Origin of the sequence: Thiomonas sp. X19 (genome assembly GCF_900089495.1) — a bacterium.
Lineage (GTDB): Bacteria > Pseudomonadota > Gammaproteobacteria > Burkholderiales > Burkholderiaceae_C > Thiomonas_A.
Window position 1 is genome coordinate 598,661 of record NZ_LT605203.1, and the last position, 20,459, is coordinate 619,119.

At 67.5% G+C, this 20,459-nt stretch carries 18 protein-coding genes; 8 read left to right on the forward strand and 10 right to left on the reverse strand.

The window, feature by feature from the left end:
* Nucleotides 1–209: 209 nt before the first annotated feature.
* Nucleotides 210–1,610: an O-antigen ligase gene (locus THIX_RS02850; protein ID WP_112484779.1), complete on the forward strand. Its 1,401-nt coding sequence runs from the start codon at nucleotides 210–212 to the stop codon at nucleotides 1,608–1,610.
* An 89-nt stretch (nucleotides 1,611–1,699) separates the two neighbouring features.
* On the opposite strand, the gene THIX_RS02855 is transcribed toward THIX_RS02850, so the two are convergent.
* The 4 genes from THIX_RS02855 to apaG all read right to left on the reverse strand — a co-directional run bounded on the left by THIX_RS02855 (nucleotide 1,700) and on the right by apaG (nucleotide 6,549).
* Nucleotides 1,700–2,440, reverse strand: a complete 741-nt coding sequence (locus tag THIX_RS02855) for an MliC family protein (protein WP_158540786.1) — start codon at nucleotides 2,438–2,440, stop codon at nucleotides 1,700–1,702.
* Nucleotides 2,441–2,564: 124 nt separating this feature from the next.
* A complete protein-coding gene (locus tag THIX_RS02860; RefSeq protein ID WP_233224362.1) occupies nucleotides 2,565–3,899 on the reverse strand; it encodes a murein transglycosylase A in 1,335 nt (444 codons plus the stop codon).
* On the reverse strand, nucleotides 3,899–6,157 hold the full coding sequence (locus THIX_RS02865) for a site-specific recombinase (protein ID WP_112484783.1): 2,259 nt from the start codon (nucleotides 6,155–6,157) through the stop codon (nucleotides 3,899–3,901). The genes THIX_RS02860 and THIX_RS02865 overlap by 1 nt, the downstream gene beginning before the upstream one ends.
* Nucleotides 6,158–6,171: 14 nt before the next feature.
* Nucleotides 6,172–6,549: a Co2+/Mg2+ efflux protein ApaG gene (gene apaG, locus THIX_RS02870; RefSeq protein ID WP_112484786.1), complete on the reverse strand. Its 378-nt coding sequence runs from the start codon at nucleotides 6,547–6,549 to the stop codon at nucleotides 6,172–6,174.
* A 64-nt stretch (nucleotides 6,550–6,613) separates the two neighbouring features.
* Here apaG and rpe point away from each other — a divergent pair, with 64 nt between their 5' ends.
* Together rpe and gph are read left to right on the forward strand one after the other, a co-directional pair.
* Entirely contained in the window at nucleotides 6,614–7,315 is a 702-nt protein-coding gene (gene rpe, locus THIX_RS02875) for a ribulose-phosphate 3-epimerase (protein WP_112488096.1), read from the forward strand.
* Nucleotides 7,312–8,019, forward strand: coding sequence for a phosphoglycolate phosphatase (gene gph / locus THIX_RS02880; protein WP_112484788.1), 708 nt, complete (start codon nucleotides 7,312–7,314; stop codon nucleotides 8,017–8,019). Before rpe ends, gph begins: the two co-directional genes overlap by 4 nt.
* A gap of 20 nt (nucleotides 8,020–8,039) precedes the next feature.
* Here the strand turns inward: gph and THIX_RS02885 are convergent, their stop codons facing one another.
* Entirely contained in the window at nucleotides 8,040–8,849 is an 810-nt protein-coding gene (locus tag THIX_RS02885) for an exodeoxyribonuclease III (protein WP_112484790.1), read from the reverse strand.
* Between the two features lie 159 nt (nucleotides 8,850–9,008).
* Between THIX_RS02885 and THIX_RS02890 the strand changes: the two genes are divergently transcribed.
* On the forward strand, nucleotides 9,009–9,641 hold the full coding sequence (locus THIX_RS02890) for a hypothetical protein (RefSeq protein ID WP_112484792.1): 633 nt from the start codon (nucleotides 9,009–9,011) through the stop codon (nucleotides 9,639–9,641).
* Nucleotides 9,642–9,704: 63 nt separating this feature from the next.
* On the opposite strand, the gene rodA is transcribed toward THIX_RS02890, so the two are convergent.
* From rodA to THIX_RS02915, 5 genes are all read right to left on the reverse strand, one after another.
* Complete coding sequence (rodA, locus tag THIX_RS02895) at nucleotides 9,705–10,820, reverse strand: rod shape-determining protein RodA (protein WP_112484794.1); 1,116 nt, start codon at nucleotides 10,818–10,820, stop codon at nucleotides 9,705–9,707.
* Between the two features lie 100 nt (nucleotides 10,821–10,920).
* A complete protein-coding gene (gene mrdA, locus THIX_RS02900) occupies nucleotides 10,921–13,251 on the reverse strand; it encodes a penicillin-binding protein 2 (RefSeq protein WP_112484796.1) in 2,331 nt (776 codons plus the stop codon).
* A gap of 271 nt (nucleotides 13,252–13,522) precedes the next feature.
* Entirely contained in the window at nucleotides 13,523–14,089 is a 567-nt protein-coding gene (gene mreD / locus THIX_RS02905) for a rod shape-determining protein MreD (protein ID WP_112484798.1), read from the reverse strand.
* Between the two features lie 17 nt (nucleotides 14,090–14,106).
* Complete coding sequence (mreC, locus tag THIX_RS02910) at nucleotides 14,107–15,021, reverse strand: rod shape-determining protein MreC (RefSeq protein ID WP_112484801.1); 915 nt, start codon at nucleotides 15,019–15,021, stop codon at nucleotides 14,107–14,109.
* A gap of 116 nt (nucleotides 15,022–15,137) precedes the next feature.
* Nucleotides 15,138–16,181 carry a rod shape-determining protein gene (locus THIX_RS02915; RefSeq protein ID WP_112484803.1) on the reverse strand — a complete coding sequence of 348 codons (1,044 nt, stop codon included), beginning with the start codon at nucleotides 16,179–16,181 and terminating at the stop codon, nucleotides 15,138–15,140.
* Nucleotides 16,182–16,381: 200 nt separating this feature from the next.
* Between THIX_RS02915 and gatC the strand changes: the two genes are divergently transcribed.
* From gatC to THIX_RS02935, 4 genes are all read left to right on the forward strand, one after another.
* The gene (gene gatC, locus THIX_RS02920) at nucleotides 16,382–16,681 is read left to right on the forward strand and encodes an Asp-tRNA(Asn)/Glu-tRNA(Gln) amidotransferase subunit GatC (protein ID WP_112484804.1); all 300 of its coding nucleotides are present in this window, start codon (nucleotides 16,382–16,384) and stop codon (nucleotides 16,679–16,681) included.
* A complete protein-coding gene (gene gatA, locus THIX_RS02925) occupies nucleotides 16,678–18,198 on the forward strand; it encodes an Asp-tRNA(Asn)/Glu-tRNA(Gln) amidotransferase subunit GatA (RefSeq protein ID WP_371412869.1) in 1,521 nt (506 codons plus the stop codon). The genes gatC and gatA overlap by 4 nt, the downstream gene beginning before the upstream one ends.
* Before the next feature lie 162 nt (nucleotides 18,199–18,360).
* Nucleotides 18,361–19,887, forward strand: a complete 1,527-nt coding sequence (gene gatB / locus THIX_RS02930; protein ID WP_112488098.1) for an Asp-tRNA(Asn)/Glu-tRNA(Gln) amidotransferase subunit GatB — start codon at nucleotides 18,361–18,363, stop codon at nucleotides 19,885–19,887.
* A 50-nt stretch (nucleotides 19,888–19,937) separates the two neighbouring features.
* The gene (locus tag THIX_RS02935) at nucleotides 19,938–20,399 is read left to right on the forward strand and encodes a GNAT family N-acetyltransferase (RefSeq protein ID WP_112484805.1); all 462 of its coding nucleotides are present in this window, start codon (nucleotides 19,938–19,940) and stop codon (nucleotides 20,397–20,399) included.
* Nucleotides 20,400–20,459: the final 60 nt, after the last annotated feature.

Below are 20,459 nucleotides of genomic sequence, written 5' to 3' on the forward strand. Positions count from 1 at the left end.
GAGTGCTGCTGCATCAAGCTGGCCGTGCGTTGGAGCCGACAGGGGACCCTCTGCATAGGTCGTCGTTCCGTTCAGCGAACTTTTGTGGCTGACCCTGAACTACGAGATGTGGCACGGCGCCTCTTCGACGCACGCGCTGACCGACCAGTACGTCACCAAATCCGTAGGGCGCAAGCTCATGTTCGTCCGACGGGTCACCATGGACCGCGATGAAAGCCGAAAGCCAAACTGCCGTTCAAGCCACGCCGCGGGCACTGAGGCTGTTACTCGCTGCCGCCATTTTCTACATCCCGAATCAGTCCCATTTCCCGGATTTTTCGGGCACCGGGCTGAACGTCACCAATCTGCTGTTTTTCAGCATCCTGCTACTGGTTGTCCGCAACAAGGCCCAGAACCCAGGGCCGGCGCCGCTCAAAAAAGAATTCATTTTCTTTTTTCTGGTGCTGGCCTGGGGCTTCCTGATTGGCCAGGTGTACGACGCAACAACCACCTTGGCCGATCTCCAGGTGCTCAAAAACTGCCTCATCTACATGTTGTTTTACTTCCTGGCCTACTACGCGGTGCAGGACACAAAAACCATCAAATTTCTGTTTTTTGTCATCCTGTTCACGACGTTTTTCGACGCCTACCTTGGCCTGCGCCAGGCCATGGATTACGGCTTCAATTTCAATGCGGATCGCCGGGTTGCGGCTCCCTTCAGTTGGAACACAGGCGATGCGAACCGCTCCTCGGCGTTCTACACCATCTATCTGACCCTGATGGGGGTCACCGCCCTCTACGACCGTTCGAGCCGTACAGTTCGCTGGTTGGCCTTGGCCTGCCTGGCCTTCGGCATCTTCGTCAACTTCTTCACCTACTCCAGACAGTCCTACGGCATTCTCGCGGCCCTGGCCCTGATTCTGACCTTCCGCCGCAGTGCCTTGCTCGCGGTGGTCATCGTCATTGCCTTGTTCAACTACAACCTCTGGCTACCGCATGCCGCCATCACGCGCATCGACATGACGCTGCAAACCAAGGCTCCTCCGCCTGGTGTGGCCGCTGTCTCACTGAACAAGCAGATCGCCGCCAGCAGCGATGGGCGCTTCATCATCTGGGGCGGCGCGGCAAAACTTATCGAACGCAACCCCTGGGGCATCGGCCTGAACCATTTCGAGCGCGACATCGGAACCTACGCGCCCGCATACGCCCATGAAGATGCCAATAACTACTATGTGCTTTGCGCCACGGAAGACGGCGTTCTGGCGCCCATCGCCATGATCTTGCTCATGCTCGGGCTTTATCGCCTCGGGCGATCGGTCGAAAAGCTGGATGACGGCCAGGATTCCAAGGTTTACGGATTCGGTCTGTGGCTCGCCGTGGTCGCCATCGCCTTGGTGAACATCTACGGCAGCCGGTTTGTTGACGGCAACCTCATGACCAACTTCTGGATCTTTGCCGGCATGGCTGCGCGCTACCGCGCCATAGTGCTCGAAGCCAGAACCCGAGCGCCACAGACATCGACCCTCAGCAAGAGGCATCCGGCGCCCGCGAACCGAACGCCACGGCCTACTTCCAGGCCTGTCACGGCGCGCTGGGCACAGAAAGACGGGCATCAGAAAGCAAATCCATGAGGTTGGGCCTGTCGGCAATGCTGCCAGCGATCAAACCAAACGCAAGTTTTTGCGCGCCCAGCGGAACGAAGTGGACGGGGACGAACACTTCACCGCTGTTCCACGCACAAGGTCGTGCTCCCCGCCTGGGTGAGGTTGTTGACGGTGGCTTGGCGGCCTTTGAACCAGACTTGCAAGTCGCCGTTCTTGTAGCGGGCGCCGTCGGCGGCGACGGTTTGTTCGAGCTTGACGGTGCCGAGCGCGGTGGACAGGTTGACGCTGACATCGCCGAAGGTCGCGACGAAAGAGGTGCCGTCGTTGCAGACGTAGCGCACGGCGTTGGCCGGCAGCGGGCCTGACTGCGGGGTGAACACCGGGGCGGCAGGAGCTTGGGCCGCACTGCCCTGGCTGGGTGGGTTGGAGGACGGATACGCCGGCGGATAGACGGAGCCGGGCGCGGGCTGGCCGGGTGGTGCCGAAGCTGCCGGATAGGTGGCGGAATATGCGGATGACGCTGCCGGGGCCGAAGGCGCGGACTCGGGGGCCAGCGGTTGCACGGCGATGCCCGGCGTGGGTTGCAGCGGCTGGGCCTGCGCGGCGGGCGGCCGCACACTGGCCGTGGGCGGCGGGCTGTAGGTGTTGCGTGGCACTGGCGGGGTGTTGACGGGCGGCGACATGGGCACTTGCACCACCGGCGCCGGGCCGTTGAGCGACACCGCGGTTTCACAGCCGGCGAGCAGCAGCGTGGCCAGGCCGGCACCGAGCAGAGCCACAGTGCGGAGATGCCACGCCGCCGTCATGTACGACGGGGTTTGCGGGCGGGTGGATGGCGGGTGCTGGCGGGGTCGCATCGGGTGTTCTCCTGCGGTGGACGCGCACGCGGCGCGAAGGCTCATCTTGATTACACCAGATCGGCCAGATATGGATGTGACGGGCGGTGAACGCCGCACGGTGCTGCGGCCGTACGCCGCAGTGCTATGGCGGCACACCGCGCGGCAGCAGCACCCACATGCGTCCGGGCGATTGCTGGCGTCCGGCGGCGTCGCCGGCGGCATCGCCCGTGCCGAAGAACAGGTCGGCACGCAAGGGGCCGGTGATGGCGCTGCCCACGTCCTGCGCGAACACCAGGCGCGCGAAGGGCTGGCCGGCCACGGTGGTGGCGAGCCACAGCGGCGTGCCCAAGGTCAGCAGGCGCTTGTCCACCGCGACGCTGCGCAGCGCGGTGAGCGGCACGCCCAAGGCGCCGGTTGGGCCGCGTGCGGTTGGGTCCGCAGCGCTTGCAGCCGGGTCGCGCAGCGCCAAACTTGTTGGCATGGGATTTGCAGGTGCTTGGGGGCGGAGCAGCGTGGCGTTGAAGAACACCACGCGCGGGTTGGCGTCGAGCATTTGCGGCACGCGCGTCGGGTGCATTTGCGCCCAGGCGCGGATGATCTGCATGGTGACGGTGCCGCGCAGCTCGCCCTGGTCCAACAGCCAGCGGCCCACCGATTTGTAGGGCCAGCCGTTGTCGCCGCCGTAGCTCAGGCGCAGCATGCGCCCGTCTGGCAGCTCAACCAGGCCCGAGCCCTGCACTTGCAGGAACAGTGCGTCCACCGGGCTTTCCAGCCACGCCACCACCTTGCGGCCGAGCACGGCCTGGGCCTGCGGATCGGCGCTGATCTGCGCGCGGCTCCAGTACGGCAGCACCTCCTTGCGCCCGCCCGCCCACACCACCCGGCCACGGGTCACGCCATCGGCCGCGTCGGTCCGGGGCACGAGGTCGGCCGGCAGGCCGTAGATGGGCACGACATAAGGCCAGCCCGGCGTGAGCGAGCCTTTGAGCACCGGCTCGTAATAGCCGGTGACCAGCCCGCTGTCCTGCCCGGCAGCACCACTGGCCTGCCAGGGCTGGAACCACTGCTCGAAAAAGCGGCGCTGGGCCGCCGTGTCGCTGGCTGGCACCTGGGCGGACGCGGCACAAGCCGCCGCCAGTTGCGGCACCGGGGCGCGGCAATCGCGCTGCCAGGCGGCCCAGACATCGGCGAAGTCGTCCGCCTGCCAGCCCGGCAGGTCGGCGAAGCTGGCGGCCTGCAGGCGCAAGCCGGCGCCGGTGAGCGGGGCGGCGGCGCTGGGAGACAGGGCCGCTGGCGGCGCGGGGATGGCTGGGACTTGCGGCGCCGGGGAAACCGGTGCGACCGCCGGTGGCGAGGCGCAGCTCGCCAGCAGCAAGGCCGCGAGCGCAGGCCACGCGAAGCGCGCGAGCGCTCGGCCGAGACGGGTGAAGGCACAGGGCATGTCGGCGCGGCAGGAGTCGGCGGCAAACCCGCGCATCACACGGTCTCGGAACGGGTGGCGGGCGTCGCGCGTGGCGGCCAGACGAAGGACAGCGGATGGTGCCGCAACTGTCGGCGCAACGCGGCGTTCAGCAGGCGGCGGTCTTGCACACTGATGCCACGCGAGCGCAGCGCCAGGCGGAAGGCGAGGTAGAAGCTGGTGACCACATTGAGCACGCCGTTGGCCGCAACACCCGCCACCGACCACCAGAACCAGCCGTGGTGCAGCACGTCCAAACCCAGCGTGGCGATGGACGCGCCCATGAGCCCCGCGGACAGGGTGACGTGGCGCACCTGCATGTCGATGCCGAACCCGGCGAGCAGCGCCGGCACCAGGCCCAGCAGAAAGCCGAGCGAGACATTACTCGCCATGACGCTGATATTGCGGCGCCACCACGCCGCCCAGCGCGTCGCGCGCTCCGGCCCGAGCACGGCGCGGATGCGCGGGTTCCAGTGGATGGCGCTGTCCAGCCGGTGCAGCACGAAGGCGTTTTCGGCCCAACCGGCAATGACGCTGGAGGCGAACAACAACACGCCGGTGAACACGGCGAACAGCGGCGTGGGCCCGAGCAGGGAGAGCGAGCGGATTTCATGTTCGGCATGCGCCGCGTCCAGCAACGGGCGCCCGCTGAACCAGGCCATGCCGAGGCCGAGCACCAGAGCCGTGGGGAACACCAGCGCGACGTTGCCGAGAATGCCCGCTGCCTGCGAGCGGATGAGGGCTGCGACTTCGCCGACGAAGCCTTCCACCGCGGCGCGGTCGGACAGGTCGGCGAGCTTGTCGGCCATGGCGGGCGCGGTCATGGCCGGCTGCTTGGTGGCGATGGTCCAGTGCAGCAAGGCGACGATGACGAAGCTTGCCGCGTAGTTCATGCCAATCCAGAAGCCGGCGGGAAAGAGCGGCAAGTGCAGGCTGAGGATGCCGAGCTTGCCCCAGGTGGTGAAGCCCATCACCAGGCCGCCGCCGGCCGCGGCCCACAGCATGCCGGCGTATTCGCGGCCGTTGCGGGTGATGTAGTGTTCGCCGGTTTCGGCGTGGCGCTCGGCGATCTTGCGCGACAGCAGCGAGAAGTTGCGCGCCAACAGGGCGCGAATGCTGCGGCGCTCGCGGCAGATGCGGGCGAAGTCGGCCAGCATGCGGGCGTGTTCGCGTTCCACATCGGGCCCGAGCAGGCAGGCCAGCAGGGTTTCCACCCGTGCGATGCGGCGGCCGAGTTGCCAGGCGTCGAACACGATGGCGACCGACACGCCATGGTCTTCCAGGTGCTCGGGCACGGTGCGCACGGCCTGGGCGCAGGCGTCGAGCAAGGTGCGGAAATAGGTCAGCGCCTGCAGCAAGGTGGCCTTGTCGTGGGGCGCCTCCTCGCCTTCGGGCGCGGCGAATGGGCTGGTGTGAACGGCAGCGCTCGCTCCAGCTTCTGCTGCTGCCAGCAACTGCGGCTGCAAGGCCTCCCAGGCGCTCGCCAGCTGGCGAAACGGGGTGACGATGTCTTGCACCGCGTCGCTTGCGGCGCGCATGCGGCGGCGCAGTTGCGGCGAGAAGCCCGCGGCGCGAATCTGGCTGACGCTGTAGGTGATGGCCTCGACGATTTCGCCGCGCCAGTGCTGGCCGGTGTCGGGCAGCGCGGGGGTATCGGGCGCGAGCGCCGGCGCGCGTGCGGATGGCGCTTCGCCGGCCTCGTCCAGGGTCGCGGCTTCGGCGGTCTCGTCCACCGTCGCCAGGGCGGCACGCTGCGCGTGCTGCCGGACGAACAGGGCGGTCAGTCGCTGCAGCAGCGCATCGGGCAGGGCTTGCAGCCAGACCGCATCGTTCGGCGCGCCGAACATCAGGCTGAACAGCGCTGCCAGATCGTTGGTGTCGGGTGTGGCCGGCAGCAGCTTGACGCGCAGGCGCTCGGCGAATTCGGACCAGAAAGCCGGGCGCGGGGTGAAGCCGAAATCGGCCAGCAAGGCGGTGGCGTCGTTGTGCAGCACGAAGCGCTGCAGCACCGCCGACACCTCGGCCCGCGTTGCCGGGTCGGCGTCCAGCATGTCGAGCAGGGCCTGCACCCGCCACACGGCGGCGGGCTGCGTGGCCAGTTGCTCGGCGGACAGCAGCGGCAGCAGCAGGTGGGGCTGCGGGCCGTCGCGCACCCAGTCGAGCAGGGCGATGAGCCAGAGGTGGCGCTCGGGTCGGCTGGCAGCAAGTTGCGACTGGGCCTGGCGCAGCAGAGCCCTGAGCTGGTCATGGGCGCTGCTACCGGGGCTGGCTGCCATGCCGTGTCGCCAATTCAGTGCAAGGTCACGCCGGGCGGCATGAGGACGAATTCGGGGATGGGCGCGTCGAACCGGGTGCCGTCTTCGGCGACGCAGAAATAGCTGCCGCGCATGCTGCCGGCGGCGGTGTTCAGCCGCGTCCAGCTGGTGTACTCGAAGGTCTCGCCCGGCTTGAGCAGGGGCTGGTGGCCGACCACGCCCAGGCCCTGCACTTCGTCCACATGGCCGGCGCCGTCCATGATGATCCAGTGGCGCGCGATGAGCTGGGCGGGAATGCTGCCGGTGTTGCGAATGTTCACGGTGTAGCTGTAGGACCAGACGCCTTGCTTCGGGTCGGATTGGTCGGCCAGAAATTCGGGCTTCACCGTCACTGAAAATTGATAAGGATCCATGGTGCTGCCGATTGTAGACAGCCGGGCTGCCGGCGAAATCGCGGGGCTTTTACAATCGGCCACGATGAAAACCTACCGTATCGCCCCCAGTATTCTCTCGGCCGACTTCGCCCGCCTGGGCGAGGAAGTGCGCAACGTCATTGCCGCCGGCGCCGATTTCATCCACTTCGACGTGATGGACAACCATTATGTTCCCAACCTGACGATCGGCCCGCTGGTGGCCGAGGCCGTCAAGCCGCACTGCAAGCGCGCCGACGGCACGCCGGTCACGCTCGACGTGCACCTCATGGTCGAGCCGGTGGATGCCTTGGCGCAGATGTTCGTCAAGGCCGGCGCCGACATCGTCTCCTTCCACCCGGAGGCGAGCAAGCACGTCGACCGCACCCTGCAGATGATCCGCGACGGCGGCGTCAAGGCGGGCCTGGTGTTCAACCCCGCCACGTCGCTGGACGTGCTCGACTACGTGATGGACAAGGTCGACCTCGTGCTGCTGATGAGCGTGAACCCCGGTTTCGGTGGCCAGAGCTTCATCGCCAGCTCGCTCGACAAAGCCCGCGTGGTGCGCGCCAAGCTCGACGCCTACAAGGCCAAGACCGGACGCGACGTGCTGCTCGAAATCGACGGCGGCATCAAGCCCGACAACATCGCCGCCGCCGCCGCCGCGGGGGTGGATACCTTCGTCGCCGGCAGCGCCATTTTCGGCAAGCCCGACTACAAGGCCGTGATCGACGCCATGCGCGCCAACCTGGCGGCCGTGGCGGCATGAGCAGCGCCGTGCGCACGGCCGGGGTGTCGGTGCATGGTGTGGCCATCCGCGCCGCCATCGTCGACCTCGACGGCACCATGGTCGACACCCTGGGCGACTTCCATGCCACGCTCAACCGCATGCTGCCCGAGTTCGAGCTGCCCGAAGTCACGCGCGCGCAGGTGGAAGTGCGCATCGGCAAGGGCTCGGAATATCTGGTGGCGCAAAACCTGCGCATTTTCCTGAGCGACGCGCAGGCCGACGCCGTCTACCCCCAAGCCATCGAGCGCTACCAGCACCATTACGCCGAGGTCAACGGCAAGCACTCCAACACCTTCCCCGGCATCGCCGAAGGCCTGCAGCGCCTGGCCGACGCCGGCCTGGTGCTGGCGTGCATCACCAACAAGCCGACCCACTACGCGCGCGAGCTGCTGCGCATCAAGGGGCTGCTGCACTTTTTCGTTGCCGTGAATGGCGGCGACGCCTTCCCGCGCAAAAAGCCCGACCCCATGCCGCTGATCGAAACCTGCAGGCAGATCGGCATCGCCCCCGCCCACACCCTGATGGTGGGCGACTCGCAGAACGACGCCCTGGCTGCCGGCGGCGCCGGCTGTCCCGTGGTGCTGGCCACCTACGGCTACAACCACGGCGAACCCATCCGCGCCACCCCCGCCGCGGCCTATTTCGACCGGCTCGACCAACTGCCGTTGCAGTTGCCGGCCTGATTGCGCGACGCGCTCGTTTGTCAGAGCGCCAGGGCGTAGTCGATGCTCAGAGGGGCATGATCGGAAAAGCGCTCGGCGGTGTAGATGGATTCGCTGCCGCGCTGCGCCAGCCGCGCCACGCCGGGTGTGGCGAGGTGATAGTCGATGCGCCACCCCACGTTCTTGGCCCGCGCCTGGCCGCGGTTGCTCCACCAGGTGTATTGCTCGGGCAGCGGGTTGAGGGTGCGGAACACGTCGACCCAGCCCAGATCGTCGAGCACATGGGTCATCCAGGCGCGCTCCTCGGGCAGAAAGCCGCTGTTCTTGAGGTTGCCCTTCCAGTTTTTCAGGTCGATTTCCTTGTGGGCGATGTTCACATCGCCGCACAGAATGACTTCTCCCTGGGCCTGCAGCGCCTTCATGTGCTCCTCGAATTCGGCAAGAAAGCGAAACTTCGCCAGTTGCCGGTCCTCGGAACTGGAGCCCGATGGGAAGTAGACCGAGACCAGGGCCAGGCGCATGCCGTCCGGCAGGCGGTAGCGCGCTTCCACATAGCGGCCCTCGGCGTCGAACTCGGAGCTGCCGAAGCCGATGCGCAGGTCATCGGGCGTGTGCCGGAAATACATCCCGGCGCCGCTATAGCCCGGCTTTTGTGCGTGGTGAAAGGCGCCCTGCAGCCCGCCGAGCACGCGCAGCTCGGGCGTCATGTCCGCCTCCAGCGCCTTGAGCTCCTGCACGCACAGCCAGTCGGGACAGGCCTGGTGCCGCAGCCAGGCGTCAACCCCCTTGCTGCCGGCGGAGCGGATGCCGTTGAGGTTGAAGGACGTGACGCGCAAGGGGCTCGGGTTCATGCCGACGATTGTAGAAAGCATGCTGCCCTAGACTCTGGTGCTGGCGTTCCTGTGCACCATGGGTGCGCCGGTTGCGTTTGACCCGCATGGCGCGGCAGGCGCAGCGCCCGGCAGGGTTCACAATGCGCAGGCCTGATTGATACACGAGGTGAGTCTTCGATGCGATTCCGCGGCGCCCTCTGGCTGCTCCTGTTCCCGGCCCTGTTGCCGACGCCGGCCTGGGCCGAGATCTTCGTCTGCCGCACCCCCAGCGGTGTGATGGTCACGACCGACCATCTCAGCACCGACTGTTTGCGCTATGGCGGCAAGGAGCTGAACCCTGACGGCAGCGTGCGCCGCCTCATCCTCACGCCGCAGCAGCAGGCCGAGCAGGACGCACAAGCCCGCCAGCAACGCGAAGCGCAGGAGCAGCAACGCCGCAAGCAGCGCGAGCAGCGGGCCTTGCTGACGCGCTTTCCCGACCGTGCCGCCTTTGATCAGGCCCAGCGCAACGACCTGCAAACGCCGCAGTCGCTCATCGTCTCGGCACGGCAGCGTCTGCAACGTCTGGCCGGCACCCTCAAGACCCTGAAGCAAGAAGCGTTGTTCTACCCGGATGGCAACTACCCGCAGGAGCTGCGCAACAAGTTCGAGGAAAACAAATTGCTCGTCCAGCAGGAACAGGGTCTGATCGCCGGGCAGGAGCAAGAGATGGGGCGCATTCGGGCCCAATACGCCCGGTTGCTGCCGCAGCTCAAGCCACTGTGGTCGCGCCAGGCGGCGGATCGGGCCGAGAGTTCCAGCACGCCTTGATGCACCAAGCCCAGGGCGAGCCGCCGCGCTGGACGGCGGCACGCCTGGGACGGCGCAGCGGCATCAGCTCTGCACCAGCCGCTTCGACTTGGCGATGGACAGCAGAATGCCGGTGCCCAGCATGAGCGTGACCAGCGCGGTGCCACCGTAGCTGACGAAAGGCAGGGGCACGCCGACCACCGGCAGGATGCCCGACACCATGCCCATGTTGACGAAGGCGTAGGTGAAGAAAATCATGGTGATGGAGCCGGCCAGCAGGCGCGAGAACAGCGTGGGCGCGGCGGCGGCGATCATCAGCCCGCGGACGATGAAAAACAGATAGGCCAGCAACAGCGCGATGTTCCCGGCCAGGCCCCATTCCTCGGCCAGCACGGCGAAGACGAAGTCGGTATGCGATTCGGGCACGAAGTTCAGGTGCGCCTGGGTGCCATGCAGATAGCCCTGGCCCCAGACCCCGCCCGAGCCGATGGCGATCATCGACTGCAGGATGTTGAACCCGGTGCCCAGCGGGTCGGCCTGCGGGTCGAGCAGCATGAGCACGCGCTGGCGCTGGTAGTCGTGCATGAAGTGCCACAGCACCGGCGCGGTGCCCGCCGCGGCAAGCGCCAGCAGCGCCAGCACGCGCCACGACAGGCCGGCGAAAAAGATGACGAAAAACCCGGTGGACAGCACCAGCATGGCGGTGCCGAGGTCGGGCTGCTTCATGATGAGCCCGACCGGGATGGCGAGCAGCAGGCCGGCGAAGGCATAGTCCCTCAGACGGATGAAACCCTCGCGTTTCTGGAAGTACCACGCCAGCATCAGCGGCATGGCGATTTTCATGATTTCGGACGGCTGGATCACCACCCCGACGTTGAGCCAGCGCCGCGCTCCCTTGCGCACCAGGCCGAACATGGCGGTGGCGATCAGCAGCGCGACGCCGAAGGTGTAGAGCGGCACCGCGATCTGCATCAGCCGCTGCGGCGGAACCTGGGCGACGACGAACAGCACGACGAAGGCCACGGCCAGATTGCGCAGCTGGTCGGCAAAGCTGATGTTCTGCCCCTGCAGCGCGGAAAACAGCACGACGCAGCCGATGGCCACCAGCGTGAGCAGCCCGGTGAGCAAAGGGCCGTCGAAACCCGTGATGTAAGGCTGCAGCCGGCGCCACAAGGGCGGGCGATTGAAGACGGCGTTCATCGGTGCACTCCTCGCTGCAGGGCCAGGGCCTGCCCGTGCTGCGGACGGCAGGGGCTTCGCTCGGCGCCCCCGAATGGGGCTGTGGTCGATCGGACTGTGCTCACAGGCGCGTTCCCTCGTCGGCATCGGGGTTGTCGTGCCGCGCGCCGAAGCGTGTGAACAGGGGGCCCGGCTGACAGCTTGGACGCGGATAGCGTCCGCCGCACTGCGCGTCGAACGCGGTGCGCTGGGTGTGGGCGGCGGGTGATGCCGCAGGCGATGCCGCGGTTGACGCGGCCGGCGCAGGCCAGGGCTGGATCACATCGTCCTGGGCTTGGGTCGAGGACGGCGATGCAGGAGCGTGGGCCGGGTTCTGGCCCGGGCGTCCGGGCGCGCCTGGCGATGGCTTCGCAACCCGCGTCGCTGCCGCCGCCGGCCGCGTGCTGGCGACGCCTGCGCCCGCAGCCGCAGAGGCCGCCGCCGTGGGCGCCTGGGGCTTGGCGCCCGGCACCGCGGGCACGCCGTTCTTGCCGCCGGCGAACTGGAACTGCACCGGCTTCGGCTTGGCGCCGGAAATCTGCTCGATCTCGGCCTCCGTCGGGTACAGCCCCAGCAAGTGATAGTCCACCAGCTTGCGCGCGATGGGCGCTGCGGCTTCCGCCCCCCAGCCGGCGTGCTCGACGATCAGCGCCACACACACCGTGGGGTTCTCCGCCGGGGCATAGACGATGTAGAGCGCGTGGTCCAGCAGATGCCGCGACAGATCGGCGGCGTTGTATTTCTGGTTCTGCGCCACGGTGAACACCTGCGCCGTACCGGTCTTGCCGGCGCTGGTGTAAGGGGCATCCTTGAACACGGCGTAACCCGTGCCGTCCTTTTCGGTGTTCACGCCCACCATGCCGTCGTGCACCACTTGCCACATCGCATCCGGCAGGTTGATGCGCTCGGCCACCTCCACCGCGGTGGGTGCGAAGCGCCGCGTTTTCATGTCCTCCACCAGCTTCACCACGCGCGGCTTCAGGCGCGTGCCATGGTTGGCCATGGTCGCCAGGGCATTCGCCATCTGAATCGGGGTGAAGCTGTTGTAGCCCTGGCCGATGCCCAGGCTGATGGTTTCCCCCGGGAACCAGCGCTGCTGCGCCGGCAATTTGTAGGCGCGGCGCTTCCAGGCCTTCGACGGCAGGAGGCCCCGGGCCTCATCGGGCAGGTCGATGCCGGTGTGCTGGCCGAAGCCGAACTTGCGGGTGTAGTCGTGCATGCCGTCCACCCCCCAGTCGTTCGCCACCATGTAGAAGTAGACGTCGCACGACACCGACAGGGCTTTGTGCATGTCCACCCGACCATGGCCGCCGGGCTTGTCGTCGCGGAAGCGGTGGTTGCCCAGCATGAAATAGCCGGGGTCGTTCAGCACATAGTTCGGCGTGCGGATGCCCAGGGTGAGCGCCCCCATCGCCAGATAGGGTTTGTAGGTGGAGCCTGGTGGAAACGTGCCGCGCAGCACGCGGTTGAGCAGGGGCTTGCGCGGGTCGGTGTTGAGTGCGTTCCAACTCTCGGGGTCGATGCCCTCGACGAACAGGTTGGGGTCGTAGGTCGGCATGGACACGAAGCTCAGCACTTCGCCATTGCGCGGGTCCATCACCACACAGGCGCCGGTGCGCTGGCCGTACAGGTCTTCAGCCAGTTTCTGCAGGCGGATGTCGAGCGACAGCACCAGCGTGCTCCCCGGCACCGCCGGAAAGCTGCGCAGCTTGCGCACCGGCTTGCCCACGGAGTTGACCTCGACTTCATCGAAACCGGTCACGCCATGCAGTTGCTCCTCGTACTGCAGCTCCACCCCGGTTTTGCCGATGTGGTCGGTGCCCTGGTAGTTGGCCGCGTCGTCACCCTCGGCGATCCGGGCCTGCTCGGCGGGGCCGATGCGGCCGATATAGCCGATGGCGTGACTGGCCAGCGCCCCCAGCGGGTAGTTGCGGAACAGCCGCGCACGCACATCCACGCCGGGGAAGCGAAAGCGCTGCGCGACGAAGCGCGCCACCTCGGCGTCGGTGAGCTTGTCGCGGATGGGTGTGGGCTCGAAGCTGCGGCTCATGCCCAGCAGGTTGCGAAAGCGTCTTTCCGCGAACGCGGAAATGGGCAGGATGGCGCGCAGCGCGGCAATCGTGGCGTCGAGTCCACGCGTCTTGCTGGGCGTGATTTCCAGGGTGTAGGCGGCGAAGTTGTTGGCCAGCAGAATGCCGTTGCGGTCGAGAATGAGCCCGCGCGTGGGCACCAGCGGCACGATGGCAATGCGGTTGTCCTGCGCCTGCAGCGAATACTGCCTGTGGCGGATGACCTGCAGCCACAGCCAGCGGCCGAGGAGCAGGGCAAAGCTGAGCACCACCACCAGGGTGGCGATGAGCAGCCGGCGGCGAAAGCGCGACAACTCGCGTTCGACGTTCTTCAGCTCAGCCATGGCGCATGGCCCGTGGGGAAAAACGCGGGCGCGCAGCCGCAGCGTCCAGGACGGGCAAGTACATGTTTCACCCGGATTGGTGCCGCAAGTCGCGCCGAAGTTCGTTGGCGTGGAATCATGGAGATCAAGGAAACGCCGGGCCGCCAGCCGCCAGAGTCGGCTGGCCTTCGTGCCGTCCAAGCCTGCACTGGCAGGCTTGGAGCCGCGGCTCTCAACCCCCAAGTTTCCTTGGCCCCTCGGGGGGAGTCCGCTAGCGGACTTCTAGGGGCACTCATAAAGGTCTGTTCTGGTCGGTGTCGGGTGCGCGCCGTTGTGGTGCCAGCAGCAGCCAGCTCACCACCGGCCACAAGGCGGCCTGCAGGACCGGAGCGAGGAAAAATGCCCAGCCTGGAAACGAAGCGCCAGCCATCATGCGCACGACGAACTGCAGCACCTGGGCCGCGACGAACAGCGGCAGCACCTGCAATGCTTGCTGCTGCAGGGAAAACCACTGCAGGCGACGGTGCAGCGCCACGGCGAAAAACGCCAGCAAGGTGTAGGCCAAGGCGTGTTGACCCAGCAGCGCGCCTTGTTGCACATCCACCAGCAAGCCGAGGGCGAAACCCGCGCCGATGCCGACGCGGCGCGGCTGGTGCACGGCCCAGAACACCAGCACAAGCGCCAGAATGTCCGGCAGCCACGGCAACCGGCCCAGCGGCAGGAAATCCACCAGCAAGGCGGCCAGCAAGGTACCCCAGATGAACCAGGGCCGCACCGCCAGCAGCAGCACTTCGCCACGGCCGGTGCTCTCGGTGCCTGGGGTGCCGGATGGGCGTCTGAGGAAAGGGCCGATGGACATGGACGCTGGCGCCGGCCTCATGGGCGCGCGGCGGCGCGGCGGGTCTTGGCGGTTTCGGCCGCGGGCGCCAGCGCCAGAGGTGCCAGCGGCTTGAGCACCAGCACATGACGGCCGCCGTTGACATGCGCCAGCGGCGCGCACAGCACGCGGGCGAAGGCGGCGTCGGGTCGGCGCTGCACTTCGATGACGCGCGCCACCGCCAGGCCTGCGGGGTAGATGCCGTCGAGCCCGCTGGTGACCAGGATGTCGCCCGCGCGCACGGTGGTGTCGGCGGCCTGCCAGCGCAGTTCCAGCCCGCCGCTGGTGGCGTCGGCGTCTCCCGCCAGCACGCCGCGCTCGCCGTCGCGCGCGACTTCCACCGGCACGGCGGAATCGCGGTCGGTCACCAGCGTGACCTGGGCGCCGAGCGGGTCGATCTGTGTGACCTGGCCGAGCAGTCCGGTCTCATCCATCACCGGCGAGCCCAGCTCGATGCCGGCCAGACTGCCGCGGTTGATGAACAGCTTGCGCGAAAACGGGTCGCTGGCCTGGGCCACGATCTCCGCCGCCGTGGTTCGCATCGGCACGCTGCGCTGCAGCTTGAGCAGGGCGCGCAGGCTGGCGTTTTCGGCTTGCAACTGGCTGGCGAGTTCAGCCTTGAGCGCCAGTTGCACATTCGCCTTGCGCTGGGCTTGGGCATCGCGTTGCGCCGCCTGCAACGACTCGAAATGCTCCGCCACGGCGCCCAACGCCAGCACCGGGGCGCGCGCCACCTGCACCGCAGGCTCGATGGCGGTGGCGATGATCTGGCGCAAGGGCGTGACGAGGTGCCAGCGTGCATCCATCGCCATCAGCAGCAGCGACAGCGCGGCGTAGAACGCCAGGCGCGTGAGCGCGGAAGGACCCTGCCGGAAAAACGGCGGCGGGGCTCGCTCCAGGGTTTGATAAGCCATTGCAGGACGGTTGCCGGTTCAGCGGGCAGCGAGGCAGCGGATCAGGCGGCGCAGGCGGATGCGAGCCGTGGGCGATGGGCGCGTGAGGCCCGGCGGCCGCTCCACGGCCGCCGGTTTCACTCCGAGGTGAAGATGGTGCCGAGCCGGTCCATGCGCTCCAGCGCCATGCCACAGCCACGCGCCACGCAGGTCAGCGGGTCTTCCGCCACCAGCACCGGCAGGCCGGTTTCCTCGGCCAGAAGGCGGTCGAGGTCGCGCAGCAGGGCGCCGCCGCCGGTGAGCATCATGCCGCGTTCGGCGATGTCGGCGCCGAGTTCGGGCGGGGTTTGTTCCAGCGCGTTCTTCACCGCCGAGACGATCTGGTTCAGCGGGTCGGTCAGGGCTTCGAGAATTTCGTTGCTGGAAATGGTGAAGCTGCGCGGCACGCCTTCGCTCAGATTGCGGCCCTTGACTTCCATTTCCCTCACTTCCGAGCCGGGGAAGGCCGAGCCGATTTCCTTCTTGATGGCCTCGGCCGTGGGCTCGCCGATGAGCATGCCGTAGTTGCGGCGGATGTAGTTGAGGATGGCCTCGTCGAACTTGTCGCCGCCCACCCGCACGCTGCCCTTGTAGACCATGCCGCCGAGCGAGATGACGCCGACTTCGGTGGTGCCGCCGCCGATGTCCACCACCATCGAGCCGCTGGCCTCGCTCACCGGCAGGCCCGAGCCGATGGCCGCGGCCATCGGCTCTTCGATCAGGTAGACCTCGCTGGCACCGGCTCCAAGCGCCGATTCGCGGATGGCGCGGCGCTCCACCTGGGTGGAGCCGCAGGGCACGCAAATGATGATGCGTGGCGACGGCTTGAACAGCGTGGTCTCGTGCACCATCTTGATGAATTGCTTGAGCATCTGCTCGGTCACGGTGAAGTCGGCAATCACGCCGTCTTTCATCGGCCGGATGGCTTCGATATTGCCCGGCACGCGCCCCAGCATGGCTTTGGCTTCGCGGCCCACGGCCTGGATGGTTTTCTTGCCATTGGGGCCGCCTTCATGGCGGATGGCGACCACCGAGGGTTCATCGAGCACGATGCCCTTGCTGCGCACATAGATGAGCGTGTTGGCCGTACCGAGATCGATGGCCAGATCGGTGGAGAAATACCGACGGAAAAGTCCGAACATGGCGGTTGTGGTGTTGGGTGTGTTTGAAAAAAGCAACAAAAAAGCCGACGTGGCGCAGGATTTTTGCCGTGGGCAATCCCGCCATGTTAACGGATGCCGCCCCGTAGAATGTTCGTTTTCCCGCAGCACGGAGCCAGCCGCAGCGCTTTGGGCTTCGATGTTCGCCACTGGTCACGCCAAACCCGCCGCACCCCTTCGCCATGCCCCTGCAACCCAGCGACATTGACCGCATCGCCACGCTCGCCCGCCTGCGCCTGAGCAGCGCGGAGCAAACGTCGATGCTGGCCCAGATCAACGACTTTTTCGCCATCGTCGAGCGCATGCGCGCGGTGGACACCACGGGTGTCGAGCCGCTGGCGCATCCACTATCGGCGGCGATGGAATTGCCGTTGCGCCTGCGCGACGACCTGCCGGTGCAGCCCGACATCCTCGCCACCGTGCTGGCCAACGCCCCGGCGGCGCAGGACGGCATGTTCATCGTGCCACGGGTGCTGGAATGAGCCGCGCCGACACCGCCACCGACATCGCCAGCGCCAGCCTGCGCGAGCAGGCCGCCGCATTGGCCGCCACCAAAATGTCCAGCGTCGAACTGGTGCAGGAGCAGTTGCGCCGCATCGACACGCAGGCCCAGCTTGGCGCTTTCCTGCATGTCGCCGCCGAGCCCGCGTTGGCGCAGGCCCGCGCTGCCGATGCCGCTCGCGCAGGCGGCGACAACCGCTCCCTGCTCGGCCTGCCCATCGCCCACAAAGACGTGTTCGTCACCCGCGGCATGCCGTCCACCGCCGGCAGCAAGATGCTGGCCGGCTACCTCAGCCCGTTCGACGCCACCGTGGTGCAACGTCTGGGGGACTCCGGCATGGTGACCATCGGCAAGACCAATATGGACGAGTTCGCGATGGGCTCGTCCAACGAAAACTCGGCTTATGGCGCGGTACGCAACCCCTGGGACCATGCCGCCATTCCCGGCGGCTCCTCCGGTGGTTCGGCCGCTGCGGTGGCCGCGCGCCTGGTGGCTGCGGCCACCGGCACCGACACCGGCGGCTCCATCCGCCAGCCCGCGGCGATGTGCGGCGTCACCGGCATCAAACCCACATACGGCCTATGCTCGCGTTACGGCATGATTGCCTTCGCCTCCAGCCTCGACCAGGCCGGCCCGATCGCGCAGACCGCCTGGGACTGCGCCGCGCTGTTGCAGCAGATGGCCGGCTTCGACTCGGCCGACGCCACCAGCGTGCGGCGCGAGATTCCCCGCTACACCGAGGCGCTGGACGCGCCCTTGCCGGGCGCGGATGCGGCGCGGCCGCTGGCCGGCTTGCGCCTCGGCCTGCCGCGCGAGTGGTTCGCCGACGGCCTGGCGGGCGAAGTCGAGCAGGCCGTGCGCGCCGCGCTGGCGGAACTCGAGCGGTTGGGCGCCACATTGCTGGACATCGGCCTGCCGCGCACCGAACTGGCCATTCCGGCTTATTACATCGTCGCCCCGGCCGAGGCGTCGAGCAACCTCTCGCGCTTCGACGGCGTGCGCTACGGCCACCGCGCCGAGAACTATCGTGACCTCGCCGAGATGTACGCCGCCAGCCGCGCCGAGGGTTTCGGCCCGGAGGTCAAGCGCCGCATCCTGATGGGCGCTTATGTGCTGTCGCACGGCTATTACGACGCGTACTACCTGCAGGCGCAAAAAATCCGCCGCCTGATTGCCGACGATTTTCTCGCCGCGTTCCAGCAGTGCGATCTGATCGCCGGCCCCGTGTCGCCCACCGTGGCGTGGAACCTCGGCGAAAAAGCCGACCCGCTGGCCAATTACCTGGCCGACATCTACACGCTGCCCGCCAGTCTCGCCGGCCTGCCGGGCATGAGCATCCCGGTCGGTTTCGGTCAGGGCGCGCATGCCAGGCGCCCGGTCGGCATGCAACTCATCGGCCCGCACTTCGGCGAGCAGCGGCTGCTGCACGCCGCGCACCAGTTCCAGCGCGCCACCGACTGGCATGCCCGCGCCCCGCAATCCTCTGAGAGGGTGTGAACAAATCCACCATGCCCGATCATCCCGCCCAAACGGCCCCACTCGGCGTTGCCAATGCGTGCCGTGCCGTCAGGCACGGCTGTGCTTGGCGCCTTGATTGGAACCGTTTGGGCGCCCTGCTCGGCCACGCCGGATTCATTCACACCCTCTGAGCCCATCACCATGTCCAGCAACCCCGCCAGCTCCTGGGAAATCGTCATCGGCCTGGAAACGCATGTGCAGTTGTCCACGGCGTCGAAAATGTTTTCCCCCGCGCCCACCGCGTTCGGCGCCGCCCCCAACACCCAGGCCAGCGTGGTCGACCTGGCGCTGCCCGGCGCGCTGCCGGTGGCGAATCGCGCCGCGGTGGAACGCGCCATCCGCCTGGGTTTGGCCATCAACGCCACCATCGCGCCGATATCGGTGTTCGCGCGCAAGAACTACTTCTACCCCGATCTGCCCAAGGGCTACCAGATCAGCCAGTTCGAGATTCCCGTGGTGCAGGGCGGGGTCGTGCCCTTCCTGTTCAATGGCGAGCTGCGCAGCGTGCAACTCACCCGCGCGCATCTGGAGGAAGACGCCGGCAAGTCCATCCACGGCCTGGCCTTCGAAGGCGGCGTCGCCACCGGCATCGACCTCAACCGCGCCGGCACGCCGCTGCTCGAAGTGGTGACCGAGCCGGTGATGCGCAGCGCCGCCGAGGCCGCCGCTTACGCCCGCGCGCTGCATGCGCTGGTGATGTGGCTGGACATTTGCGACGGCAATCTGCAAGAGGGTTCGTTCCGCTGCGACGCCAACGTCTCGGTGCGGCGCCCGGGTGGCGCGTTGGGCACGCGCTGCGAGATCAAGAACCTCAACAGCTTCCGCTTTCTCGAACGCGCCATCACCTACGAGGCGCAGCGCCAGATCGAGCTGCTCGAGGACGGCGGCACGGTGCGCCAGGAAACCCGCCTGTTCGACCCCGACCGCGGCGAGACACGCACCATGCGCACCAAGGAAGATTCGCACGACTACCGCTACTTCCCCGACCCCGACCTGCCGCCGCTGGTCATTGCCCCCGCGTGGATCGAGCAAGTGCGCGCCAGTCTGCCCGAGCTGCCGGGGCAGATGGCCGAGCGCTTCATGCGCGACCACGCCCTGCCCGCGGAGGACGCGGCCTACCTCACCCAAAGCCGCGCCCATGCCGCGTACTTCGAGGCCTGCCTGCATGCGATGGGGGGCCGCAACGATGAATCGCATGCAGCCAAGCTGGCGGCCAACTGGATCATGGGCGAACTCGCGGCGCATCTGAACCGCGCCGAGCTGGAGCTGGACGCCTCGCCCGTGAGCGCGGCGCAACTCGGCCAGCTCATCACCCGCCTGCAGGACGGCACGCTCAGCAGCAAGACCGCGCGCGAGGTGTTCGCCGCGCTGTGGGACGCAGGGTTTCGTTGCGACGGCGCAGGCGAAGCCAAGGACGTGGACGCCATCATCGAAGCCCGCGGTCTGCGCCAGGTGAGTGACACCGGCGCGATCGCCGCAGCGGTCGCCGCCGTGCTCGCAGCCAATCCGAAGAACGTCGAGGAATACCGCGCCGGCAAGGCCAAGGCGCTCAACGCCCTGGTCGGCCAGGTGATGAAGACCAGCGGCGGCCGCGCCAACCCGCAGCAAGTGGGCGAAGCGCTGCGCGCGGCGCTGGATGCGCCGCCCCCGTCGTCCCCATCGACCTGAAGCCGGGTGCCGGTCGCGGCACCCGTTGCTCCAACCACGAGGCGTTCCCGATGCCCCCAGCCTTCACGCTACGCCCCGTCGTGAGTGACGACTACGCCCAGTGGAAGCCGCTCTGGGATGGCTACAACGCGTTCTATGGCCGCACGGGGCCAACGGCGCTGCCGCCGGACATGGCCCAAATCACCTGGGCGCGTTTTCTCGACCCAGCCGAGCCCATGCACGCCGTGGTTGCCGAGCGCGACGGCCAATTGCTCGGCCTGGTGCACTTCCTGTTTCACCGCAGCACCACGCTGATTGCGCCTACTTGTTACTTACAAGACCTCTACACCCAGGAAGAGACGCGCGGCCAGGGAGTCGGCCGCGCCCTCATCCAGGCGGTGTATGAACGCGCAGCGGCAGCGGGCTCGCAGCGCGTGTATTGGCTCACGCACGCGACCAATCACGTCGCCATGCGGCTCTACGACCAGGTCGCCGAGAAGTCCGGGTTCGTGGTGTATCGCAAGGCGCTTTAAGCGGGCGGCGGCATCCGCTGCATGCCAGTGGCTCCTCTTGGGGTCGGACCCCGCAAGCCG

What these genes read in the sequence shown, in the direction of transcription:
- apaG (WP_112484786.1), bottom strand. Translation starts at nt 6,549, where the DNA reads ATGGATCCTTATCAATTTTCAGTGACGGTGAAGCCCGAATTTCTGGCC.
- gatB (WP_112488098.1), top strand. Translation starts at nt 18,361, where the DNA reads ATGTCCAGCAACCCCGCCAGCTCCTGGGAAATCGTCATCGGCCTGGAA.
- mreD (WP_112484798.1), bottom strand. Translation starts at nt 14,089, where the DNA reads ATGTCCATCGGCCCTTTCCTCAGACGCCCATCCGGCACCCCAGGCACC.
- THIX_RS02890 (WP_112484792.1), top strand. Translation starts at nt 9,009, where the DNA reads ATGCGATTCCGCGGCGCCCTCTGGCTGCTCCTGTTCCCGGCCCTGTTG.
- gph (WP_112484788.1), top strand. Translation starts at nt 7,312, where the DNA reads ATGAGCAGCGCCGTGCGCACGGCCGGGGTGTCGGTGCATGGTGTGGCC.
- mreC (WP_112484801.1), bottom strand. Translation starts at nt 15,021, where the DNA reads ATGGCTTATCAAACCCTGGAGCGAGCCCCGCCGCCGTTTTTCCGGCAG.
- THIX_RS02865 (WP_112484783.1), bottom strand. Translation starts at nt 6,157, where the DNA reads ATGGCAGCCAGCCCCGGTAGCAGCGCCCATGACCAGCTCAGGGCTCTG.
- mrdA (WP_112484796.1), bottom strand. Translation starts at nt 13,251, where the DNA reads ATGGCTGAGCTGAAGAACGTCGAACGCGAGTTGTCGCGCTTTCGCCGC.
- THIX_RS02860 (WP_233224362.1), bottom strand. Translation starts at nt 3,899, where the DNA reads ATGCGCGGGTTTGCCGCCGACTCCTGCCGCGCCGACATGCCCTGTGCC.
- THIX_RS02935 (WP_112484805.1), top strand. Translation starts at nt 19,938, where the DNA reads ATGCCCCCAGCCTTCACGCTACGCCCCGTCGTGAGTGACGACTACGCC.
- THIX_RS02855 (WP_158540786.1), bottom strand. Translation starts at nt 2,440, where the DNA reads ATGCGACCCCGCCAGCACCCGCCATCCACCCGCCCGCAAACCCCGTCG.
- THIX_RS02885 (WP_112484790.1), bottom strand. Translation starts at nt 8,849, where the DNA reads ATGAACCCGAGCCCCTTGCGCGTCACGTCCTTCAACCTCAACGGCATC.
- rpe (WP_112488096.1), top strand. Translation starts at nt 6,614, where the DNA reads ATGAAAACCTACCGTATCGCCCCCAGTATTCTCTCGGCCGACTTCGCC.
- gatA (WP_371412869.1), top strand. Translation starts at nt 16,678, where the DNA reads ATGAGCCGCGCCGACACCGCCACCGACATCGCCAGCGCCAGCCTGCGC.
- rodA (WP_112484794.1), bottom strand. Translation starts at nt 10,820, where the DNA reads ATGAACGCCGTCTTCAATCGCCCGCCCTTGTGGCGCCGGCTGCAGCCT.
- THIX_RS02850 (WP_112484779.1), top strand. Translation starts at nt 210, where the DNA reads ATGAAAGCCGAAAGCCAAACTGCCGTTCAAGCCACGCCGCGGGCACTG.
- THIX_RS02915 (WP_112484803.1), bottom strand. Translation starts at nt 16,181, where the DNA reads ATGTTCGGACTTTTCCGTCGGTATTTCTCCACCGATCTGGCCATCGAT.
- gatC (WP_112484804.1), top strand. Translation starts at nt 16,382, where the DNA reads ATGCCCCTGCAACCCAGCGACATTGACCGCATCGCCACGCTCGCCCGC.